Below are 22,529 nucleotides of genomic sequence, written 5' to 3'. Positions count from 1 at the left end.
GTGCCACTATAGCGGCCTTAATAGAAGTGCCTCCAATATCGATCCCAATGACTTTACTCAATGCAACTGCCACCACCACATCCTCCTTGTTCTCCATATAAAAGCTTATGAGCTCTTAGCACAAACCTTCTATAAATAGAAAAACATGATGAACTGCCGGAGCGTATCATATTCCAATCTACAATCGCAGAATTTCAATAACTCCGTTCAATAACCGCCCTCGCTGTTTTTTCCTTCATCTCTTCGGTGCGGCTCGTGTGCTTGCGAGCAAGTCCTTCGCAGATGAGGTCAATCACGAATAGCTGTGAGATTTTGGCGCCAATTGAACCGCCTTCTATCGGAGCTTCCTTTCCTGCGGTTAGTAAAACAATATCTGCAATGGAGGTAATAGGTGATTTTGCATAATTCGTAATTGCGATAACTGTTGCACCGTTCTGCTTGGCCTTGTACAGCATATCGTTCGTATCCAGCGTACTTCCTGATACACTGATGCCAATAGCAACATCACCAGCGCTCATGGATACCGCCATCATCGACTGAATATGTCCGTCTGCCACAGCCTCGGCGCGCCGCCCAATCCGCAAGAAGCGGTTTTTAGCATCCTGTGCGGAAATTCCCGATGCACCTACACCGAAAAATTGAACATAACCCGCTTGATCGAGACATGATATCGCACGACTAAGCTCCGAACGATCAAGGAGTCCCATGCTGGAGTGCAAAATATCAAGCATATTATGATACACCGTACGGGTAATATCATGTTCGTGATCTGGGGCGATGCCCTCCTCGCTCATATCGCTTTTGCGACAAGTCTGGTTTTGTGCTAACGACAGTCGGAAATCCTGATACCCTTTAAAACCAATTTTTCGACAAAAACGCATAACCGTCGTTTCGCCTGTACCTGCAAAGTCAGCCAGCTCCGTCACGGAGAAATATATGATGTCTGCGGGGCACTTCAGTACGCACAACGCGACTTTCTGCTCCGATTTCGTTAATGAAGGATAATATGTGTTAATTCGGTCGTTCATCTCCATAGATGCATTTCACTGCCTTCCTTGCGGCATCGGCAAACCGCTGCGTAATCAATTGGGGTCTAGTAATCGCCGAGCCTACAACAACTGCGTGTGCACCCAGCCGAAATGCTTCCTCTACGTGAGCTGGATCATGGATTCTGCCCTCTGCAATGACAGGAACGGGAACCAGTTCCGATGCTCTCCGAACCAATTCCAGATCCGGACCCTCTATCTGAGTAGAGTATGGCGTATAACCAGATAACGTTGTGGATACGCAGCCTACACCAAGGGAAGCCGCATGAAGCGCCTCCTCCAGTGTCGATATATCCGCCATGGAAGCGACTCCGTGCTCATGGGCGTAATCTATGAGGTGCTTCAGCTTGCACCCCGCTGGGCGCGGTCTCAATGTGGCATCCAGCGCAATGATATCCGCGCCCGCTTCCACCAGTTCCTCCATTTCAAGAAGGGTAGGCGTAATGTATATATCAGAATCATCATAATCCCGCTTAATCAAACCAATGACCGGTAGAGGGATTGCCTGTTTAATCGCACGCACATCCGATGCACCATTGGCACGAATCGCTACAGCTCCACCCTGCTGTGCAGCACGCGCCATTTTGACCATAGAATCTGCTCCATGCAACGGTTCGCCTGGTAGCGCCTGACAGGAAACGATCAGTCCATGTCGAACCTTGGATAATATATCTTCCATCTCCATCGGAATCACTCCCTCTTCTCAGCATAATGCCGAACGGCCAATCCAACTTCAAAGGTACGGTTCCACGGCAAGTAGCAATCCGTAATTTCCACGCGCCCCTCCGGTCCATTCACATATTCATCGAGCGCCTGCTCCAGGCGTCTACGAATAACTGCCGCTACCGAGCCTCTCGGTCCATCAAGCATAAACTTGTTAAAACCCATCTGCTCCACGATCCCGTTATTCATAGCTGTACGTACCACAGCGCAATAACAAGCATCCTCAGCATAGCGCAGCCCCAGAAAATCCAGGTGTTCCTTCGTAGGACCATAGCGAACATATAGCATGGACTGAGCAATGACAGTACCGAGCGTATTAGAACTGGTATTCCAGCCTGCATAGCCTGCCAGCTTAAATAGCAGTCCTTTTTGCTTCAATAATCTAAGCAGCTTGAGATCGGCTCCATTGGCATAGGCTACATCAGCAATAGCGACATTTTTATTGGCATAATGCTGCATATAAGCTCCGTACTCTACTAGTTCTACTAGATTTCGTTGTACATCATATCCGGTCATCGCATGCTGCTGGGAGGAGGCCTCTGCCATCGTGTCGCCAGGCGTGTTAGCTAGCAAAATCAAATCAGCCTCCGCTGCTGAGGAAGCAATCAGCCCACCTGCTGCTATAATCTGATACTTTAATGTCTCGTAAAAATAACGATCTTCAAAAAGCGGGACTACAAAAGCTCCCTGCAAAGCAGACAATCGAGGATACACCAGTGGAACGACATGATTCATCCGATTCACCCAACGAGCTAGCAACGTACAACCCACTTCGTCTGCCCCTGGATACATGTATACTTTTAGATCGAGCCCAAGCTCGGAAATACGCCCCCTTAGCTGCTGCTGATCCTTGGCGGTATAGCCGTAGGGAGCCGAATCATCCTGTGGGATGATCATAAAATCAATCACACCTTCTGCTACCAGTTCCAGTACGAGTTGATTGGCTTCCAAATTCACACGGCGACGTCCCAGATAATCTTCCAAAATCTCTATAGGCAAACGCCCGTTAATGTCTGCTAATTCCAGCAACTCTTCTGCGGTAGCGATCGCTAGCTCCTGACGATGCTCGATGAAACCCTTTCTGAATATCTCACGACCCCAATCAGCATAGTAGTCTGGTTCCTCATCAGCCAAAGAGTATTGCGGACAACGCATAATCAATTGAAATGCATACAAAGTCAGTTGCGGGTACAACTGCTTCAACCTGCGAAGACGATTAGCCCTGTCTCTGACCTGCTCACTCGACATTCCGTGTAGCCGGGAGGGTACGATTCCCCCGTACAGCAGCGTATCCAGCGCAATAATGGCTCCATCAGCAGTCGCCGCACGTTCTTCAAGCCATGCCCATAGTCTTGTCGTATCACCAGGGGTTTTCTTTTGTCCCATCCATTCTAAAGGAGGGCGCTCCATTTCAAGATCTGTACCCTGTGCCAATAAATAAGGAAATTGATAATTACAGGGTCGCTCATCCAGCGGTACAAAAAGTAATCGGGTGTTTGGCTTCACCACACGCTCCACCTCTCCTGAAAATTACCGTTATCCTAACGGCAAATGGTTATTTTCAGGGCAGCTATGCTGCCTTGGTTCTCTGTTCCATGCAAATACTCACAAAATCAGTCGATATTTTCCCTTTTCATCCTGATTGACATAGCCCCACTGCGCGGCAGCGCGGATCGCCGGATCGCTCCCCAGCCGAGCCTCCGCTTCTAGGCAAGCCGTAATACTGCGTCGCAGTTCGTCAACGATCGCGCTCGTCAAAGACTGCGACTCTTCGCCGCCAACTGCATCGCTCTGCATGCGGCTTCCTTGCGGCTGCCCATCGTTCTGGCGCTCGCTGCCGAGCGCAGCTTGGCGCAGCACGTGCCACAGGTTCACGTCCAACTTGGCACGTTCCAGCCAAGGTCTCGCCTGTGCTACGAACCCTGCCGCCGGATCACCGGCAGATATGTTCTGTAGGATGCTCACGGCATGTAGCAGCCGATCAAAGTAGATATCCAGCCCAGGGATATCACGCATTTGCAAGGCTAGGTCTACGTCCTCATACGTGCAGCTGCCCAATCTGCTGTTCTTGTTTTGGCGACAGAAAAACATCAGTTCATCGGGATGCTCTCCCGCTAGCTCCCGCACAGCCCATTCCCACGACAGCTCTGACATATACCGCTCACTGTTCCACATATAGTGGGACATTGTAATGAGCGTCACCTTGGAGCACTCCCACTGGTTCATCGGGTTAGCTACCATACCTGTATGTCCGCAATCTGGAAGACCGGGATACCGCCCGCGCAGTGGATCGAGGAATAGCCGATCATGGTCACAATCATTCACCGGGATGTTATCCCACAGCCACAGCTCATGCCCATAGAACGCATGATTATCGGCAGCATGCTGGCGACTAATCTGTGGAGCAAACACGAAGTACCCCGTCCAGAACACCTTAATCTCCGGATGCAATCGCTCCCGGAAATCCTTTTTGTATTCGGTATCCCAATAGGACCAATACTCTGAAGGACAGACCGTCAGCGTAAATTCAGGCAGCCGTTCAGCCAACCATGTATGGACCTTATTCGTCAAAAAGACATGAGCGTGGCCCGAGCGGCCCAGCAAATGTCGATTTTCCCCTTTGAGTACGTAATCAATATCATCCATTAATACAGAAAAGTGACGCACGCCTATCGTTATCATGGCTGCCAGCTTCTCCGTCAATTTGAGAAAATCTTCATCGCTGCCAAAGTTCAGATCATTCCCTGGACTGATACAATAATGAAAATCAACCTCGTGCCGTTCACAGGCCTCCTTTAATTCGCAGATTTGCGCAAACATCTCCTCAGGGTACGGTTCCCTCCATAGCTCACGATGATATGGATCATCCTTGGGGGCATACATAAACGTATTCATCCGATGCGCCGCCATAAAACGGACGGCATCCAGCCGATCCGCGAAACTCCATGGCTTTCCGTAGAAGCCTTCAATGATTCCTCTGACCGGAAAGGAAGGCTCATCCCGAATAGATATCATCGGCAGCGTGCATCGTTCCTGTTCTACTTGAAGCAGGAGATGTAGGGCATCCATGCCGTATTTAAGGCCTCTTTTATTGGATGCATGGATTTCAATTTTCCCTTCCTTCTGAATGTCCAAACGATATCCATCCGCTGTAAGCGTCCCGTCATATTCGAGCACCAACTGCACGCTTCCTCTTGTTTCCGTCGGAACACCGGGCCCCGGAGGTGCAATGAGTCTAATCGGTCCCTCGGGGTCCAGCACACCTTCATACTCCTGATTCATTGCGAAGCGAGAGGAAAGTTCACAGATCAGGTTTGGTTCATTGATAACCAATTTCTCCCCACTGTCATACGCATCACGAAAATAATATTGAACCTCCTGCGCTGTTAGTCCTCCACCTAAATTAGGCCTCATTTCTTTGGACAGTTCCATCGCAATCGTCTCCTTCCATTTACGGGCTCTCCGTAGCCGAGACTTCCGAATTATCCTTTTACCGCTCCCGCCAAGCCTTCCATATAATAGCGCTGTGTGAACAGGAACAATATAATGATCGGCAATACCGAAATCATCGTGCCTGCAGCAATCCAGCCAAAATTATAGGCAAACTGGCCATTGAGATACGTAAGTGCAGCTGCCAGCGGGTACAGCTCTGTATCGTTCAAAATAACAATAGGCCACAGGAAGCTGTTCCAGAATGACATGGCCTCCAACAGAGAAATCACAGCAAGCGCCGGCTTGACTAGCGGAAGCACCAGCTGCCACCAAATTCGAAATTCCGAAGCGCCGTCCATTTTACCGGAATCGCGCACATCGGTGGGGATATGAATAAACGTCTGCCGCATGAGGAAAATGTTGAACACAGAGACTGCCCCAGGCAACACCACACCCATATATGTATTGCCCAGATGAAGCCCTTGAATGGTCAGATAATGCACAATAAATGCCGTGTAAGAAGGAATAATCATCGTAGCAATCAGCAGCGTAAACACCACATTTTTACCCTTAAAACGAAATACTGCCAAGGGATATCCCGTCAAACTGGCCAGTATCACATTGAGCACAACGCCCAGCGCCGTTATGATGACCGTATTCAGTATATATTTTGGAAAATCCATGAACTGCCACACCTGAACATAGTTGTCGAAATCAATAAAAGTCGGAAAAATCGCAGGCGGTGTTGAAAAAATATTACGGCCTGGCATGAGGGATACACTGAGCAGCCATAAGAATGGCCCCATTAAAAAGATGGCGAGTAACACTAGAAGCACATATATTACGGTCATTCTGAGTACTCGACTAAGAGTACGCATGAAACGTCTACTTTCCTTGTTAGGAGAGCGCAGCATTTTGTCATTCTGTAGATTCATCAATAGGGATTGACACCGCCTTTCCTATTGAATCGGAACACGATAATACTAAGTACCGCAATCATTGCGCCGACAATTAAGCCAAGTGCCGAAGCGTACCCAAAATTAAACTGCTCCATCCCTTTTTGGAAAATATACAGGCTGGATGTCAACGTGGCTGTTCCCGGTCCACCCTTGGTTAACACATACACCTCATCAAATACGCGGATTGCTGCCATGAGCGATATCAGGGTACAGAACAGCACGTAAGGCTTCAGCAGCGGAAGCGTAATATGAATAATCAGTTGCCACCGGCTTGCCCCGTCCACCCTGGCGGCTTCGTACAAATCCTGGGGAATATTTTGTAATCCCGCCAGATAGAGCATCATATAATAGCCGAGTCCCTTCCACATCGTGATGAACATCAGTACATACAAAGCCAAATTACTGTCCGCTAGCCAGTGTATGTCTTGGCTAATCAAACCGGCCTGTATAAGCAAATAGTTCACTACGCTGTTATTGCCTAACAGCCAACTCCAAATTAAGGCTACAGCCACCATCGAAGTCACAACAGGAATGTAATAGGTCGTACGAAATATTTTGATTCCAGGGATACGGCTGTTCACCAGCACGGCCATCAGGATAGAGAAAAATTGAAGAAAGGGGACAATGAGCACGTACAACAATGAATTCCAAATCGAAATTAGAAAGTTATGATCCTTAAACGCCGCTTCAAAATTATCCAAGCCGACAAAGTGGGTATCTGATATGACAGAGTAGTCCGTCAATGCCAGCGGAATGCTGTAGATCATAGGCCAAAATACAAAGACGGCAAGTAATAACAGTCCCGGCGTCATAAAGGCCCAGGCCGTAAAGGACTCCGACCTCAACCATTTGATCATGCTGCATCACCACCTGATTTTGATAAATGAACAGGGGAGTATTTGCATTACTCCCCTGTCGTACCTATTGCTTTAAAATATCGTTTACTTCCTGCTCCAGAGCAGTAAGGGTCTCCTTCGTATCCCTTCCGTTCAATAAAATATTTTGCAAGGCTCGTGCGATCGCACTGTTTACATCCTTGGCATTAGGCACCCCGACCATATAATCTGTCGCCTTATCCAGGCTTTGTGCAGATACTACCTTGGCTTGTGCTTCTAATGACTGGTCAGACTGAGTAAAATACGGGTCTGTAATAGATTCCTTCGTAGAAGGTAGGGTATTGGCCTCTTTCGAAAAAGCCGTTTGGCTCTCTGCATTGGTTAAAAAAACAGCAAATTTTACAGCCTCGTCTACATGTGCAGACTTGGTAGGCACGACCAAGTCCATCGAATTGGAGAGCCGCACGTCAGCCTTACCGGTTGGGACAGGGACAGCAATCGTATTCTTATATACGTCCGGCGCTGCCGTTTTGATAAAATTAATGAACGTTGGGCCAGCCAGCTCGAAGGCGACCTGCTCTCCGGCATAATATTTCACTTGTTGTGAGAAGTCAGCATCTTCCTTGAGCACGACACCATCTTCCATCTGTTTTTTTAGATTATCAATCATGGTGACTGCTTCTGGTGTGTTGAATGCCGCTGCTGTCTTTTCTTTATTTAGAATAGGAATACCGTCAACCGCAAAAAGCTTGGATACAAGCTGCTGTACATAGCCAGCTTTACCGATTTTTCTATTGATCTGACGACCCCATTCTGTCAGCTCCTCCCGCGTTTTTGGCGGATGAGCAGGGTCCAATCCGGCAGCTTTAACCAGCTTTGTATTCATATAAAGCACTTCCGTGCCAGTGTACCAAGGTAACGCATAAGCTTTACCGTTAATAACTGTGGAGTTATATATACCCTCGAAATAAGCAGCCTTTTCCTCAGGCGATAAGTGTTCATTCATATCAACAACAGCACCCTTAGAGCCCATTTGGCTAGCAAATTCCGTATTGAGATTCACTACATCCGGGCTGCTGTTGCTAGCGATACTCGTCAATAACTTATTGGTCACTGCGTCATATGGGTAATCCTTCCAATCAATTTTGACATTAGGGTTCTTCTGCTCATAATCGGCAATGACCCGATTAAAATACGGGGTAAATGTAGGTTGTAGCGCAATGGTCCAAAATTGCAGTGTTACTTTCCCGCCGTCTACCTTTTCCGACTTTGAGCCTCCGCCACCGCAGCCGCTCAGCAGTACAACCAGCGCCAGCATAAATACAAGCAACCGTAACCTGCCTTTCGCTTTCTTTGTCACATGGTGACCCCCTTGTTCTTAGTTGATTAAGGTAAATTATAACAGAAATACCGTTATGGAAGGAACATTTTTTCAATAAAATAAATTTAGAAGGAATAATTTTTCTTTTATTGGATACAAAAAAGACGCCTCTTCAACAGAGACGCCACGGTTCCAACTCAACCCGCAGAGGGTTCATAGCTATTAATAATATGGGGCCATGAAAACGTACACTAACACCCCGGTCAAGCTCACATATAGCCAAATAGGCATCGTCCAACGCGCAATTTTACGATGTTTTGCTACCTGCATCGTCCATCCCCATACAACTGTGAACAGTGCCAGTGGTACGATAATCGCAGCCAGTATACTATGCGAAATCAATAGCGTAAAGTAAATCGGCCGAAGGATACCCACACCGCCATATTTTGCAGTTTCCGGCGAAATGTAATGGAAGGTCAGGTAGGAGAATAAAAATAAAACGGTAGTGGCGAAAGCCAGCAGAATAAAGGTTTTATGCACCTTAATGTTTTTCTTGAAAATCGCAACCAATGCAGCCACCAGGAAAATAAATGTGAAGCTGTTAAAAATCGCATTCAACCTTGGGAAAATCGTGAGATCAAAACTGACACTCCCTTGGTATCCGATCGGCGAAAAGAACAGCAGTAAAATAATCACATTGGCTATAATGGAAACCGTGATAATCAAGGCTGTAAAATTACGATTGCTCGTTGGAACATACTGCTTGTCCTCACTCGCTTTATTCATCATGAGCGTCTCCTTCGTTTAAATTCAGGTTTTCGTTATTTTTGCGGTCATCATCATAATATATTATATAGAACTCATAGATAGCCTGTGAAGTGACAACAGTATGAACAATTTCACAGCTATTCTCCAAAAAATATGCTTCATCGGTTGGGTAACCGCCTTATTTGCCAATATCAACGGTAGAATGCATCCATTTTACAAGCTTTATGCACACAAAAAACACCGGAAGGGTTCGTTTCCCACTCCGGTGTTTTGTTGGCTATGCAAAAACGCTGCCTTGATCGCCATATTCATTGCTGCCAGATGTCACTGTATTCCTGATGGCGCTTGAACAAAGCCAGAGCGTACGAGCAAGCAGGGATCACTTTTTTATGCTGTTCCCTCGCCATAGCAACCACTTTGTCAATAAGCTCCTTGCCAATGTTTTGGCCTCGTAACTCCTCAGATACAAATGTATGGTCAATGACCAACGATTGGTCATCTACAGATTTATAACCTACTTCCGCAACTACCTGTCCATCATCCACCATGACTACTGCATGGTCCTCTTCACGAATTTGTCTCATAAGACCGATCTCCTTTCTAACTGAAGAAAATCACGTAACACCCCTGTGCTAACGAATCAGAGCAATCTGCAATCACTTCATGCCCACGTTAGATATCCTTATCATTCCCCTTTTTGGAGAATAGCGAAACATCACGTACATAAAAATGGAACTATCGTTGACACTATATTTATTCCATTTAAGGTAAAGTGAGGTGCTGTTTTGGATAAGGAAATGAAGCCTGTCATCCCGTTTGAGCCGGAACTGAGCGAAAAAGTACCTGTCGATGCAGGTGTTTGGCGTTATGAAATAAAATGGGACGGTACGAGAATTTTGACGTATCACGACCAGGGCAATACGCGCCTGTTTAATCGCAAACAGCATGAACGTACGCTGCTGTACCCAGAGCTTGCTCATTTCTCCTCTTACTGTAGGGCAGATTCAGTCATACTGGACGGGGAAATGATCGCACTTGGCGCCGATGGTAAGCCGTCGTTCCATGAAATTATGCGCCGGGATCTGATTCGTCGGACCGATCGAATTCAAGCAGCCTATGAAGCAGTACCCGCTACTTACATGTTGTTCGACATTGTTTATCTAAATGGGGAATGGGTTCATCGCAAACCGTTACAGGAAAGACTTAAACTGCTAGATCAGGTCATCATACCGAACGAACGGATTCAACTGGTTCCTGCCCATCCTGATGGACAGGCTCTATTTCAAGTTATGTGCAGTCAGGGAATGGAAGGTATTGTGTGCAAAAAACTGGATAGTCCATACACATTGGGCGGACAGGACAGACGATGGCTCAAGGTCAAAAATTATGGCGATATCATTGCCGTTATCGGTGGCTATACTCTGAACGGCGGTGTTATCAACGCTGTATTGCTGGGCCAGTACGATAAACAAGGACGGCTGCGCTATATCGGGCATGTGGGTACAGGCAAGCTGACTCGTGGAGATTGGCGTCAGCTTACCGAGCGCCTGATGCCTCATACCCTATCAGAGCGCCCTTTTATCAATAAACCGGATCGACATCAAGACGCATTTTGGGTGAAGCCCATGTTTACCGCCAAGATTCAATATAGTGAGTGGCGATGGCAAGAAGGACGTACTTTGCGTCAGCCCTCCATTCAAGCCCTTGTGGATCAAGGGATTGAACAGTGCATCGGACCCTGGAAATGACGTATTACAGATACTTTTTCAAAAAAATGCAGAACAAAGTTTGTATAAATCATTGCAACCAGTGGTTAATTAAATTACAGTTAACTAATTAACTACATCGAGGTGGATCGCATGTTCTTTTTTTTGGACTCCGAAATTCGTCAACTGGCCTATAATCTATTCCCAGGTGGCAATAAACCGATTGGTGTTTTGGTGGATTTATTTTCCATAACGTATGAAATAAGAAAAAGTATGGAAAAACGTTCGCGTGAGTTTGGTCTCTCCTACGGACAATATATTGCACTTTGTGTACTTTCTGCGCAAAGAGATGAAATGTCGTCTCCTTCTGCTTTGGCTGAAAAGATGGGTGTCAGCCGAGCAGCCATCAGTTCTATGGTCATTTCTCTGGAGCAAGAAGGATTCATTAATAAATACGACGATCCCAATGACAAGCGGGGAGTATTTGTGTCCCTGAATGATAAAGGAAGAAGCAAAATTCAGCAGATGGACCCTTTTTTTATAGGACTAGCCTCACGTCTGATGTCAGACTTTAGTGAGTCGGAACTCTGCCAGTTTCAAACCTATTTGTCACGCGTACGAGATGCGTTTGAAGATGTTAAAAGTGCGCGTCTAACCACCCCCAGCCCCCTCAGAGAGGAGAAAGACAAATGGTGCAAAGACTGAGACAACACCTGTTCGTCTAACTTGCCCGCAGATCGTCTAGCCGAGTGATAACAGCTTCCCAGTATTCGTAAATTTTCATGGTAGCGGATTCATAATGAGGAAATAAAAATAAGCCTCCTGCTTCCCTGCCTTCATGCAGTCGGGTTCAAGAGGCTTATTATTTATCATTACAAACTGTTAAAAGCTTCGGTCAATACAGGTACAATTTGCGATTTGCGCGATACGACACCTTTCAGAACAGCCTTGTTGTCATCCAGCTGTACATTATAGGCTTTTTCAACCGCCTGAGCTTGGCTTCCCAGCGCAATACCAATGGAATCACTGTTCACAATGTCCGTTACGACGAACAAGAACAAATCGAGATTTTTGGACGCAATGGTTTGGGACAAAGCAGCTTCCAGATCAGCTTGACGGGACAACACGTCATTTACGTCTACTGCGTTCACTTGTGCAATTTCCACTTTACGTCCATTCATCTGGAATTCTTTTGCATCCAAGCTTACTAACTGATCAATCGTGTGCCCACTCAAATCAGCACCCGCTTTAAGCAGGTCAAAACCGTAACGTTCTGCATCCACACCAGCAATTTCAGCCAGTTCGCGAGCAGCGGCTACATCCTGATCTGTGCAGGTCGGGGATTTAAACAACAGGGAATCAGAAATAATCGCGGACAACATCAGACCTGCGATTTCTTTGGGAATGGCTACACCATTTTCCTTGTAGAGCTTGTTCAAAATGGTAGCTGTGCAACCTACTGGCTCAGCGCGGAAGTACAGTGGCTGACTTGTTTCAAAGTTAGCGATCCGGTGGTGATCGATGACTTCAGTTACACGTACCTTGTCAATGTCCGTTGCGCTTTGCTGGCGTTCATTATGATCGACCAGAATAACGCTGTCTGCTTCAGCAGCAACCTGCTCAACCAGACGCGGTGCGCTCACTTTAAAATAATCCAGCGCATACTGCGTTTCTCCGTTAACCTCGCCCAGACGAACCGGCTCTACGTCCGCACCCAGTTTGGTTTTCAAGTCTGCATAAGCAATAGCTGAGCAAATGGTATCCGTATCCGGATTTTTATGCCCAAAAATCAATGTTTTTGCCAACATAATCGACTCCTTCGCCTTAAGCATTTTACGTGATTGTGAAACCTCAACAATTCCAATGCAGATTATATCATTAAATCTCGCATTCTCCCATTCCCCTTCGAATGATTTCAAAAATAATCTAGTAAATTCATAACATTTCCATGGAATCTATATGTGAAGTTACTCTTATTTTTTCTAAAAATATAAAAAACATATAGTAATATATCCCACCAATATGGTAAGATATGCCTCAAAACTGGCAAGTTAGTCACCAGTGGTCAATTCTATTATTTTAGATATAAAGGGAGGCATGAGAACAACGGCAGTGGCTTCAAATCCTAGTATGTAGATATCATATTTTGATTGAAAAGAGGGAAATCTTTGAAAAAGCCGATCATTTTGCAAAAAATACCTGTCGTATCACTCGCTCTTGCCCTGACGGTAAGCTTATCTCTGCCGTCTTTCAGTTTTGCCGCTCCTGCGGATCTGTCCATCGACTCATTTTTAAAAGCTCAAGAAGCATTAACTATTGAGTCGGCTCCAGCCTTTATCTCACCTGAGCTGAGCACAGACTCCTCCCGTCAGGTCAGAGTCATCGTACAGCTTGATGGTGAGCCGCTAGCTGTGGACAAATATGCGGCACGTTCAAGCGCCAAGGCGTTCACCGCTCAATCCGAGCAAAAAGCTGAATCTGCGATCGCCACCGAGCAAACCACATTCGTAGACCAAGCCGCTGAGCACGGTATTTCCCTTCAAGTGAATTACCAGTACAACACGGTGCTTAATGGACTGGAGGTTACAGTGCCAGCCAATAAAATCCCAGAATTGGCTAAACTACCAGGCGTTAAATCTATTCACGAAAACAAAACATATTATTCTATCCCCGTACAGGACCCGCCAACACTTACAGCCAATGAAGCCACTTATGACAATGCGCCACTAGACCAAATTGGTGTTCCTGAAGCCTGGGCCAAAGGATTGCATGGCGAGGGAATCAAGGTTGGGGTTATTGATACCGGTATCGATTATGAGCATCCGGATTTGAAAGAAGCCTACAAAGGCGGTTATGACTCTTTTGAACAGGACAACGATCCTTACGAGGAACCGTTCCTTGAAAAAGAGAATGATCCGTACGGCACAGGTTTTAGCGGAACGACACATGGTACTCACGTCTCCGGTACAATTGCCGGGAAAGCCGCAAATAAATCCTCGGATATTGTGCAAAAAGGAATTGCCTATAAATCGGACTTATACGTATATAAGGTACTTGGACGCAACACCCAAACCGGGCGCTCCTCCGGTTCCTCTGCACAGGTCATCGACGGTATAGAACGTGCTGTCAAAGATGGCATGAACGTCATCAACCTATCGCTAGGCTCTGATTCTGAAAAAGATCCTAACTCCCCAGATGCTATTGCCATCAATAATGCGGTACTTTCCGGGGTAGTCGCGGTCATCGCAAACGGTAACGCTGCACAAGATGGTCCTTATTTTTATTCGATGGGTTCTCCGGCCACATCCCAGCTGGCCATTTCCGTTGGGGCAGCCACTTCCCCGAGTAAAAGCTTCTCGGGCACAGCCTCGGTCACCCGCGACTCCTATTGGGAGCCTAACGGTGAATTAAAGAAAACCGTAACTGCTGATGCTTATGCACATTACGATTTTAATTTGATGGGCTGGGAGACAGGCAGAGAAGACTTTGCCTCCGTTTTGGGAACTGCTCCTTATGAGCTTGTATATGCTAATTTGGGACAACCTGGTGATTTTGAAGGAAAAGACGTAGCAGGCAAGATTGTTCTCGTTTCACGGGGCAACTTGGCATTCGTAGATAAAATTACAAATGCGAAAGAAAATGGCGCGAAAGCCGTGATCGTTTTCAATGGAAATACGAAACCTGGTGACATCACCAAGGCTGATTTAGGGGAAAGCATTTCAGGTCGCGATGACTACGTTAATTCGAATTTGGGTGACAGCTTTGACTTTATCCCAACCTTTGATATGAAAGGTAAGGAAGGCCGCGCACTGGCTAAACAAATCGTAGACAACGCTGGAGAAAAGTTCTCCGTTTCCTTTGGAGCAGACTATATTCGCACAGATCATGCAGGTAACACCATGGCCGATTTTAGCTCCCGTGGGCCCAATGGAGATGAACTGCTGAGCATCAAGCCAGACGTAAGCGCACCGGGTGTTGGCATTTTGTCAACGTATCCTGCCTTTGCCAAGTTCTATCCGGATGCATCTTATGCGCAAGCTTACAAACGCAGCAACGGAACGAGTATGGCATCCCCACATGTGGCTGGACTGGCTGTGCTGCTGAAGCAGGAGCATCCGAACTGGACACCGTTTGATATCCGCGCTGCTTTGGCAAACACTTCGGTTACACTCTATGATGAAGATAAAACCCGATATGATGTGTATTCCCAAGGTGCAGGACTTGTAAACATTGCGAATGCAATCCAGACTCCAGCTCTGTTAGAAACCGTTGAAAAGATTACGATTCTTGATAAGAACTTTAATCGTCAGGAAGTTGTGAATTACAATCCTTCCGCCAGCTTCGGGGTGTTACGACCTGGTAGCGATGCGAAGCAGATTCAGCTTCAACTCAAAAACTTGTCTGCTAACCCTGTGCAGTATGAAGCTAGCTATGTTTTACATGATAAGGTTACCTCTGACCCGACCAAGCCTATTGCAACACCTGATGTGAGCAACATTGCCGTTCAGTTGCAGGGGGTTGGCGCGAATGGATCTATCTCGGCAGAACCAGGCAAATCGCAACCGTTCTTCCTGTCTGTACAACCAAGTGCGAATGCAGCTACTGGTGTATATGAAGGAGAGGTTATTCTAAAAAGCGCTGGACAGCCGACACTTCATCTTCCGTTCGTTGTGCATGTCGGCACAGAAAATCCAACGACAGGCTTCGGCTTGCAGGACCTGAGTTTCACGAACCCGATTATTTATCCAAATCGTACAGGTGCGGATCGCACAACAGATTTGACTTTCCGTCTGACCACAGATAAAACCAATCAGATCGCGCTCTATGTATACGGATTAGATGATAAGCTGATCGGTCTGATTAATGGGATTGCTACTCCCAAGGACCAAGGAGCTAATGCTCGCCTCAAACAAGGCGCATATTCCTTTAAGGGGATTGACGGAAGCTACGTCGAATTTGATGACAATGGCAAACCGATTCTGGATGCGAACGGTCAGCCCGTTATTCAACACTTAAAAGATGGTGTGTACAAGCTGGAAGTCAGCTCCCCAGAACTGAATGAAAAGGGAGAAGTCGAACGTAATACCGCTGGTCCTAAACTGTTCACTGCCACGAAATCCATCCGTGTGGATAATAGTGCCGCAGCTGGTGGTAGTAGTGGCGGCGGAGGGGGTGGAGGTGGCGGCAGAAGCAATACTACACCTTCTACTGTAGCTAACACCTCTACCCCTGTCGCTACTTCTGCACCTTCACTGCAAAGCGTGGTGAAACAAGGACAAGCTGTAAAAGCTGTGCCTACAGCCGTTGCGTTAAACAATAATGTACAGTCACTGACAGTAGCTGATGCAGACCTACAGGCTGCCGTGACAGCAGCTGGCTCCAGTCCGACAGCTATTGTATTGACGGCTACTAGCCAAGCAGGCCAAACGACTAAAGCATCACTCACTTCGGCACAGCTGGCAACGCTGGGCAAAGCCGCAGCAGGAAGCAGCTTGATTGTGGGCAATACAGGTTCTTCCCTGGCATTGCCAATATCAGCTCTAAAAAATGCACCTCAAGGTGCAGGCATTGAAGTGATGATCAGCAGCCAGGCAGAGGCGAGCGGGACATTTACAAGCAAGCTTAAAGACTCGAATGTGATCGGCACCCCGGTAGGGTTTGAGGCCAACGTTATCACGGGTGGCAAGAGTCAACCGCTCAAAGTTGCGCCAGGACAATTCATTACCCGATCCTTTACCGTACCTGGTCAAATTGATCCTAATACAGCCGGTGTACTTTATACGGCGAATGGAAATGTTTATCCCGTTCCATCTATCTTCACCAAGCAAGCTGATGGATCTACCGTCGTTAAGGTAAGTCGTCCGGGCTTTTCAACGTACGCAGCGGCAACACGCCCTGTAAGTTTTGAGGATATTTCATCATCGTATGCCCAATCGGAAATTCAATCGCTAGCGCATAAGTTGCTGATTAACGGAACAACCGACACGACATTCTCACCGAAGCACAACGTGACGCGTGCTGAATTTGCAGCCTTGGTCACACGGGCACTTGGCCTGACACCAGGTACCGCTGCACCATTCAGTGATATTCCGGCAGATAGCTGGTATGCCGGCGATGTGGCAGCCGCTTATGAGGCTGGATTGATTACAGGTCGCAACAACGGCAAGTTTGATCCGCACGCAAATATCAGTCGTCAAGAAATTGCTGTTGTGCTGGGTAAAGCAGTAGACCTGCTTCAAATCAAAACAACAGCCGACGGTCCTACACGCACACCGTACCATGATACTTCATCCTTTGCTGGCTATGCCAAGGACAGTATTGAAAAAGTAAGTGCGGCGGGAATTATTAACGGAGCGACGATTAAAGGCTCTTCCTACTTCCAGCCAGATGCACCTACAACACGTGAGGCATCTGCCAAGGTGCTGCATGTACTTTTACAAAAAGCTGCACTCATTAACTAACAATTAAAAAAGCCCCTCGAGCCGTTATTTCACCAAAGTCGCGGTTCGGGGGGCTGTTCTTATGTTAGACCATAACCGGCAATACTATACTGTCCCTGCTAAAGGCAGCGTTACTTTAAACACACTTCCTGTCCCCAGTGTGCTTTCAGCCGTAATACTCCCACCGTGTGCTTCCACGATGGATTGTGTAATAGCTAGACCCAGGCCCGCTCCGCCCGAGCTGCGTGTACGCGATTCATCTCCACGATAAAAACGCTCAAATATCCGCTCCAACTGCTCCTTACCCATACCGGATCCATTATCACGAATTTGAATATCGGCCATTTTCTTACCCGCCGACAGGTTGACATGGATTATGCCTCTTTCCATATCGGTATGCTGAACAGCATTGTGAAACAGGTTAAGCACGACCTGTTTGATTTTATCGCTTTCTGCCAATACCTGAACCCCTGCCGTCATATCAAAAACCACCTGACGTGTGCCTGCCAGCATAAGGAGCTGTGGCTTCATTTCCAGTAGCAATGCATCTAGCGATATATCCTCCAGCTTCAACTCCGGTGTTCGGTCCAGCTTCGCCAACAATAGTAAATCAGAGACAAGCTTATTCATCCGCTTGGATTCACCATACATACTTTCCAGTGCAGATTGGAGTTGCTTTGGATTGGATGCTGCTCCACGAAGCAGCACTTCCAAGAAACCGTGAATGGATGTGAGCGGGGTGCGCAGTTCATGGGAAGCATCTGCAATAAATCGCCGCATTTGCATCTGCAATTCGCGCTCAGCAGCAAAAGAATGCTCCAGACGCTCCAGCATGCCATTAAATGAAACCGCCAGACGATCCACCTCATACTGACCCTGCTCTGCGTCAAAGCGCTCGTCCAGATTGCCTGCATCAATACGTTTGACTGCCTCGACCATTCTGGAGAGGGGCACCAATGTGCGGCGAAGCACAGGAAGCATAAGCGCCAAACCAATCGCAAGTGCAATCAAAGACAATAAAATAAAGGTGCGGAGTTGATTAATCAACTGCTCTTGCATCGAATTCGTGGATACGCCCATTTGCAGTAATCCTGACGAACGGTCTGGTGGACCGAGCGGGCGAAACACGACCAGTTGCTCATTGCCCTGAGCATCTGTAATTAATTGATAGCCGTGACGCATGCGCTTGCTCTGCTGCATTGTTTGATACTGCTGAGAAGTGAGACGCGGCGGTTCAAGTCCATTTTCGTTGGACAAGCTCTGGAAGGTGCCGTCTATACCTATAGAAGCAAGCGACATATCCGGCCAAAACAGAAACGGCCCCGGTCGATTAATCCTCCGATTGATACCATCTTCGGGAGCAGCGTTCTCTTCCTCACCCTTTTCCTGTGAATCTTTAATCAGTAAGTCGGCCGGAATTGAACTCAGCTGTGTGTTCATAGCGTCTGCCCGACTGCGATACAGAAAATCTTTCATTAAAAAGTATTGGAGAAAACCGATCAATACGAGCAGCAAAGCCAAAATGAGTAAGGTTCTGGCCAAAAGCTGAGACCGGAGAGAACCGAGCGCATATTTTCTGCGACTTTTCCTCCCCGCTTTCATAACAGATCCACACGGTACCCAACGCCGCGCAGCGTCCGGATAACCCGATGCTCCTTATCTTTGAGTTTTTCACGCAAGGAACGAATGTACACTTCCACAATATTATCCTCGCCCCCAAAGTCATACCCCCAGACTCGGTCCAGAATACGACTTTTACTCAGCACAATTCCGTGATTCAACACCAAAAACTTCAATAGTTCGTATTCGGTAGGCGATAGCTCCAGCACCTGGCTCTGATAGCGAATTTCCTTCCGCCGATCATCCACCTGAAAGGGTCCGTGAACCACTTCCCCCAGCAGGTCGGGGAACTGATTTCGCAAGCGCGCTTCAATGCGAGCCAGCAGCTCGTTAAAGCTAAAGGGCTTTACGATATAATCATCCGCGCCGAGCTTTAGTCCCTTTACCCGATCGTCCACATCGTCCTTGGCTGTCAGCATAATGACTGCGATGTTATCCTCCGTCTCCTTGAGACTTTGGCATACCTCAAAACCGTTCATTTCAGGCATCATCACATCCAGCACTGCTACATGCGGACGAAACTCTCTTGCCAGATCGAGCGCATCACTCCCGTTCTCAGCGGTTCTGACTTCATAGCCTTCATTAATCAGTCCAAGCTCTAAAAATTGCAAAATATGAGGCTCATCGTCCGCCAGCATAATCTTAACTCCGTATATTGGATTCATTATTAATCTTCCCTTTCATATGGGTGCATTTTTTTCATGATTAAAAGTCGGTTCACGTTCACCTGTATCTAATATACCTGAATCCTGCCGTAAAAAAAGCACCTCGCCTCAGCTTTCAGCTAACGTTCAGGGAGCGCTCAGAACCCATTAAGGTACGTCTGGCATGATAATAGCAAGCCGATAGTTCACCGGGCCAAGAACGGAATAAATACAAAGAAACTTTCACAGGGAGTGGAATGAACATGATTAAGAAATGGTTTAAGACCAGGGCGGACATCCCCCTGATCATCATTATGCTGATATCCGCATTTTTGAACGGATACAACATCTGGCAAGACAAGTACGTAAACACCTACTACACAACGGCAGTAGCAAGCATGCTGCAAAGCTTTCACAATTTCTTTTTCGCGTCACTTGATTCTGCAGGATCGGTAACGGTAGACAAACCGCCTGTCGTGTTCTGGATTCAGACGTTGAGCGCTTATATATTCGGGCTTCACGGATGGAGCGTAATCCTGCCGCAGGCGCTGGCTCAGATCGGATCGGTCTTGCTCATTTACTTACTCGTCAAACCAAGCTTTGGTACACTGGCCGCACGCTTGGCTGCCTTCGCCATGGCAACGACACCGATAGCCGTAGCGGTTAGCCGCACGAATAACATTGACGCTATGTTGGTCTTCACATTATTGCTCGCAACATGGCTGTTGTTCAGAGGCCTTAAAAACAGTAAAACCGGGTTGATCCTGGCTGCTTTCGCAGTCGTCGGCATTGCCTTTAACGAAAAAATGCTGCAAGCCTATATGATCGTTCCTGCGTTGGGCCTCTTTTATCTGCTGGCTTCCAAGTATAACTGGAAACGAAAAGCAATAACGTTGGCAGGATCGGCAGGGGTCCTCCTGATTGTATCGCTCTCTTGGGCAGTCGTAGTGGACTCCACTCCGGCCGATGAACGTCCTTATATGGGAAGTAGCGGCAACAACTCTGTACTGAATTTGGCCTTTGGTTATAACGGTCTGTCCCGCCTGACAGGAGATCAGGGAACAGGTGGCAATCGTGGAGGTCAACGCGCAGAGCAGAACAATAATGCTGCAACGAATAGCAACAATACGAACACGGATCAGGCCCAGACGGCTACATCATCCAGCAGCCCTACTACTACAGATAGCTCTGGTGCCAATAGCATGGCAGCAGGCGGCCCCGGTGCAGGTGGTCAAATGCCACCGGGTGGATTTGGTGGGAACGGACAAGACGCTCCAGATGGAGATGGGCAAGGTGGTCAAGGCTTTCCTGGTGGTGGCCCGGGCGGAAATTCCGGTGGCGGCATGTTCGGCACTGGTGAAAAGGGACCTTTGCGGTTGTTCCAATCCGCCCTGTCAGGCCAAGCCAGCTGGCTGCTTCCGTTCGCAATCATAGCATCCATCGGTCTGCTTGCTGGCATTCGACGCCGTAATATCACACAGAAACATAAAGAAGTTATCTTCTGGCTTGCCTGGTTGATTCCCGCAGCTGCATTTTTCAGCGTAGCAGGCTTCTTCCATCATTATTACCTGATTATGCTCGCACCACCGATTGCAGCGCTCTTCGGAGCAGGATTCGTAGAATTGTGGCAGCAGTATCGTGAGCGTTCCAACTGGCTCTCCTGGATGTTACCTGTGGCAGTATTGGCAACCTCGGTATTTAGCTGGTTCGTTCTACAAAATTACAACGACACCATCGGCAGCGGCTGGTCCATCGCGGTATTGATCCTGGGGATCGTCGGCACAGCGCTCTTGGTGGTATCACGAATGAAATCTGAGAAGTTCACAAGATATGCTATCATCGCAAGTGCACTCGCTATGTTTATCGGCCCTGTGTACTGGGCACTGACACCGATCGTCTACGGAGGTAACAGCATGATTCCACAAGCTGGACCAACTCAATTTGGCGGTGGTGGCGGAATGCCAGACCGCAATGATGGCAATAGAGATCGAGGCTTCAATGGACAACAAGCTGAAGGAATCCAAGCCAATAACCAGACTAATAACGTAGGAAATTCCAATTCTGATAAAAATATTTCAAGCACGCCGACAAGTGCAGACGCAGAACAGAGATCTTCTACCCGCTCCAGAGGAATGGGTGGCCCGAACGGCAGCCAAAGTCTGGATCAAAAAACGTTGAGCTACTTGCAAAAAAATAACACAGGTGAAACCTATCTTTTCGCAGCAAGCAATTATTCAACTGCCGCTCCTTACTTGATCGAGGCCGGCCAAAAAGTAATTATTATGAACGGCTTTGTATCTTCCGATCCGGTCTATACCGTCGATAAGATCAAGGCGCTGGTCGAAAGTGGGCAAGTGAAATACTTTATGATTTCTGGTGGCGGCGGTGGGCCGGATGGCGGCAACTCCGAAGTCAATGCATGGATCAAAGAACATGGCAAAGTAATCCCTACAGATGAATGGAAAACAACAACCACAGCAGAAACAAGTTCAGCAGTGAAAGCAACCGACAGCGGAAGCGACGCTACGAACAGCAACGCAGGCGCTCAGGATGGTCAAGGTGGATTTGGCGGAGACGAGCGTGGCGGAAGCGGTACTTTATACGAAATCACACTATAAATGAGGAGGAACTACGAATGAGTGAACCTATCCGTTATTCCATAGTTATTCCAATGTACAACGAGGAAGCCGTTATTACAGAAACCTATCGGAGGCTGAAACAAGTCATGGGCTCAATGGGCGAGCCCTACGAGCTGATCTTCGTCAATGATGGAAGTTCGGACCGCAGCGTCCAGCTCATCAAGGAATTCAGTCTCCGAGATGACACGATTGTATTGATTGATTTCTCTCGCAACTTTGGTCATCAGCTAGCCATTACCGCCGGGATGGATTATGCGGTGGGAGAGGCGGTCGTCGTCATTGACGCCGACCTCCAGGACCCGCCGGAACTGATTGTTGAGATGGCTAACAAGTGGAAGGAAGGCTACGAAGTCGTCTACGCCAAACGACTCAAACGCAATGGCGAAACTCGCTTC

The 22,529-nt window shown here is 47.5% G+C and carries 17 protein-coding genes; 5 read left to right on the top strand and 12 right to left on the bottom strand.

The annotated features are described in order from the left end of the window. Positions 1 to 194 precede the first annotated feature (194 nt). From AC5V8P_RS09375 to AC5V8P_RS09335, 9 genes are all read right to left on the bottom strand, one after another. Positions 195 to 1,034, bottom strand: a complete 840-nt coding sequence (locus tag AC5V8P_RS09375) for a MurR/RpiR family transcriptional regulator (protein ID WP_064795661.1) — start codon at positions 1,032 to 1,034, stop codon at positions 195 to 197. After that, on the bottom strand, positions 1,012 to 1,731 hold the full coding sequence (locus AC5V8P_RS09370; RefSeq protein ID WP_064795660.1) for an N-acetylmannosamine-6-phosphate 2-epimerase: 720 nt from the start codon (positions 1,729 to 1,731) through the stop codon (positions 1,012 to 1,014). The genes AC5V8P_RS09375 and AC5V8P_RS09370 overlap by 23 nt, the downstream gene beginning before the upstream one ends. A 5-nt stretch (positions 1,732 to 1,736) precedes the next feature. Further along, entirely contained in the window at positions 1,737 to 3,278 is a 1,542-nt protein-coding gene (locus AC5V8P_RS09365) for a DUF4127 family protein (RefSeq protein WP_064795659.1), read from the bottom strand. Positions 3,279 to 3,374: 96 nt separating this feature from the next. Next, the gene (locus AC5V8P_RS09360; protein ID WP_064795658.1) at positions 3,375 to 5,201 is read right to left on the bottom strand and encodes a protein O-GlcNAcase; all 1,827 of its coding nucleotides are present in this window, start codon (positions 5,199 to 5,201) and stop codon (positions 3,375 to 3,377) included. A gap of 50 nt (positions 5,202 to 5,251) precedes the next feature. Then, complete coding sequence (locus AC5V8P_RS09355) at positions 5,252 to 6,136, bottom strand: carbohydrate ABC transporter permease (RefSeq protein ID WP_063206999.1); 885 nt, start codon at positions 6,134 to 6,136, stop codon at positions 5,252 to 5,254. Next, positions 6,136 to 7,017, bottom strand: coding sequence for a carbohydrate ABC transporter permease (locus AC5V8P_RS09350; protein WP_063206996.1), 882 nt, complete (start codon positions 7,015 to 7,017; stop codon positions 6,136 to 6,138). Before AC5V8P_RS09350 ends, AC5V8P_RS09355 begins: the two co-directional genes overlap by 1 nt. Before the next feature lie 64 nt (positions 7,018 to 7,081). Beyond that, positions 7,082 to 8,356: an ABC transporter substrate-binding protein gene (locus AC5V8P_RS09345; protein WP_064795657.1), complete on the bottom strand. Its 1,275-nt coding sequence runs from the start codon at positions 8,354 to 8,356 to the stop codon at positions 7,082 to 7,084. 183 nt (positions 8,357 to 8,539) lie between these two features. Then, the gene (locus AC5V8P_RS09340) at positions 8,540 to 9,106 is read right to left on the bottom strand and encodes a DUF420 domain-containing protein (protein WP_419866070.1); all 567 of its coding nucleotides are present in this window, start codon (positions 9,104 to 9,106) and stop codon (positions 8,540 to 8,542) included. A 287-nt stretch (positions 9,107 to 9,393) separates the two neighbouring features. After that, entirely contained in the window at positions 9,394 to 9,669 is a 276-nt protein-coding gene (locus tag AC5V8P_RS09335; RefSeq protein WP_063206987.1) for a GNAT family N-acetyltransferase, read from the bottom strand. Between the two features lie 201 nt (positions 9,670 to 9,870). Between AC5V8P_RS09335 and AC5V8P_RS09330 the strand changes: the two genes are divergently transcribed. Both AC5V8P_RS09330 and AC5V8P_RS09325 read left to right on the top strand, forming a co-directional pair. After that, positions 9,871 to 10,833, top strand: a complete 963-nt coding sequence (locus AC5V8P_RS09330; RefSeq protein WP_155762507.1) for an ATP-dependent DNA ligase — start codon at positions 9,871 to 9,873, stop codon at positions 10,831 to 10,833. Between the two features lie 111 nt (positions 10,834 to 10,944). Continuing rightward, a complete protein-coding gene (locus AC5V8P_RS09325; RefSeq protein WP_064795656.1) occupies positions 10,945 to 11,496 on the top strand; it encodes a MarR family winged helix-turn-helix transcriptional regulator in 552 nt (183 codons plus the stop codon). 167 nt (positions 11,497 to 11,663) lie between these two features. On the opposite strand, the gene AC5V8P_RS09320 is transcribed toward AC5V8P_RS09325, so the two are convergent. Continuing rightward, positions 11,664 to 12,599 carry a manganese-dependent inorganic pyrophosphatase gene (locus AC5V8P_RS09320; protein WP_269203118.1) on the bottom strand — a complete coding sequence of 312 codons (936 nt, stop codon included), beginning with the start codon at positions 12,597 to 12,599 and terminating at the stop codon, positions 11,664 to 11,666. 360 nt (positions 12,600 to 12,959) lie between these two features. Between AC5V8P_RS09320 and AC5V8P_RS09315 the strand changes: the two genes are divergently transcribed. Beyond that, positions 12,960 to 17,252, top strand: coding sequence for a S8 family serine peptidase (locus AC5V8P_RS09315; protein WP_064795655.1), 4,293 nt, complete (start codon positions 12,960 to 12,962; stop codon positions 17,250 to 17,252). Positions 17,253 to 17,336: 84 nt separating this feature from the next. On the opposite strand, the gene AC5V8P_RS09310 is transcribed toward AC5V8P_RS09315, so the two are convergent. Continuing rightward, positions 17,337 to 18,833 (bottom strand): sensor histidine kinase, encoded by a 1,497-nt coding sequence (locus AC5V8P_RS09310; protein ID WP_064795654.1) that lies wholly within the window; start codon positions 18,831 to 18,833, stop codon positions 17,337 to 17,339. Beyond that, positions 18,830 to 19,516 carry a response regulator transcription factor gene (locus tag AC5V8P_RS09305; RefSeq protein ID WP_063206977.1) on the bottom strand — a complete coding sequence of 229 codons (687 nt, stop codon included), beginning with the start codon at positions 19,514 to 19,516 and terminating at the stop codon, positions 18,830 to 18,832. The genes AC5V8P_RS09310 and AC5V8P_RS09305 overlap by 4 nt, the downstream gene beginning before the upstream one ends. Positions 19,517 to 19,758: 242 nt before the next feature. Here AC5V8P_RS09305 and AC5V8P_RS09300 point away from each other — a divergent pair, with 242 nt between their 5' ends. Beyond that, the gene (locus AC5V8P_RS09300) at positions 19,759 to 22,113 is read left to right on the top strand and encodes an ArnT family glycosyltransferase (protein WP_081276721.1); all 2,355 of its coding nucleotides are present in this window, start codon (positions 19,759 to 19,761) and stop codon (positions 22,111 to 22,113) included. Positions 22,114 to 22,130: 17 nt separating this feature from the next. Further along, positions 22,131 to 22,529: glycosyltransferase family 2 protein (locus AC5V8P_RS09295; protein ID WP_495473608.1), on the top strand; the 399-nt coding region annotated here is incomplete at its 3' end.

The organism is Paenibacillus sp. N119s (assembly GCF_059447605.1).
This window is presented reverse-complemented; position numbering and strand designations above follow the sequence as displayed.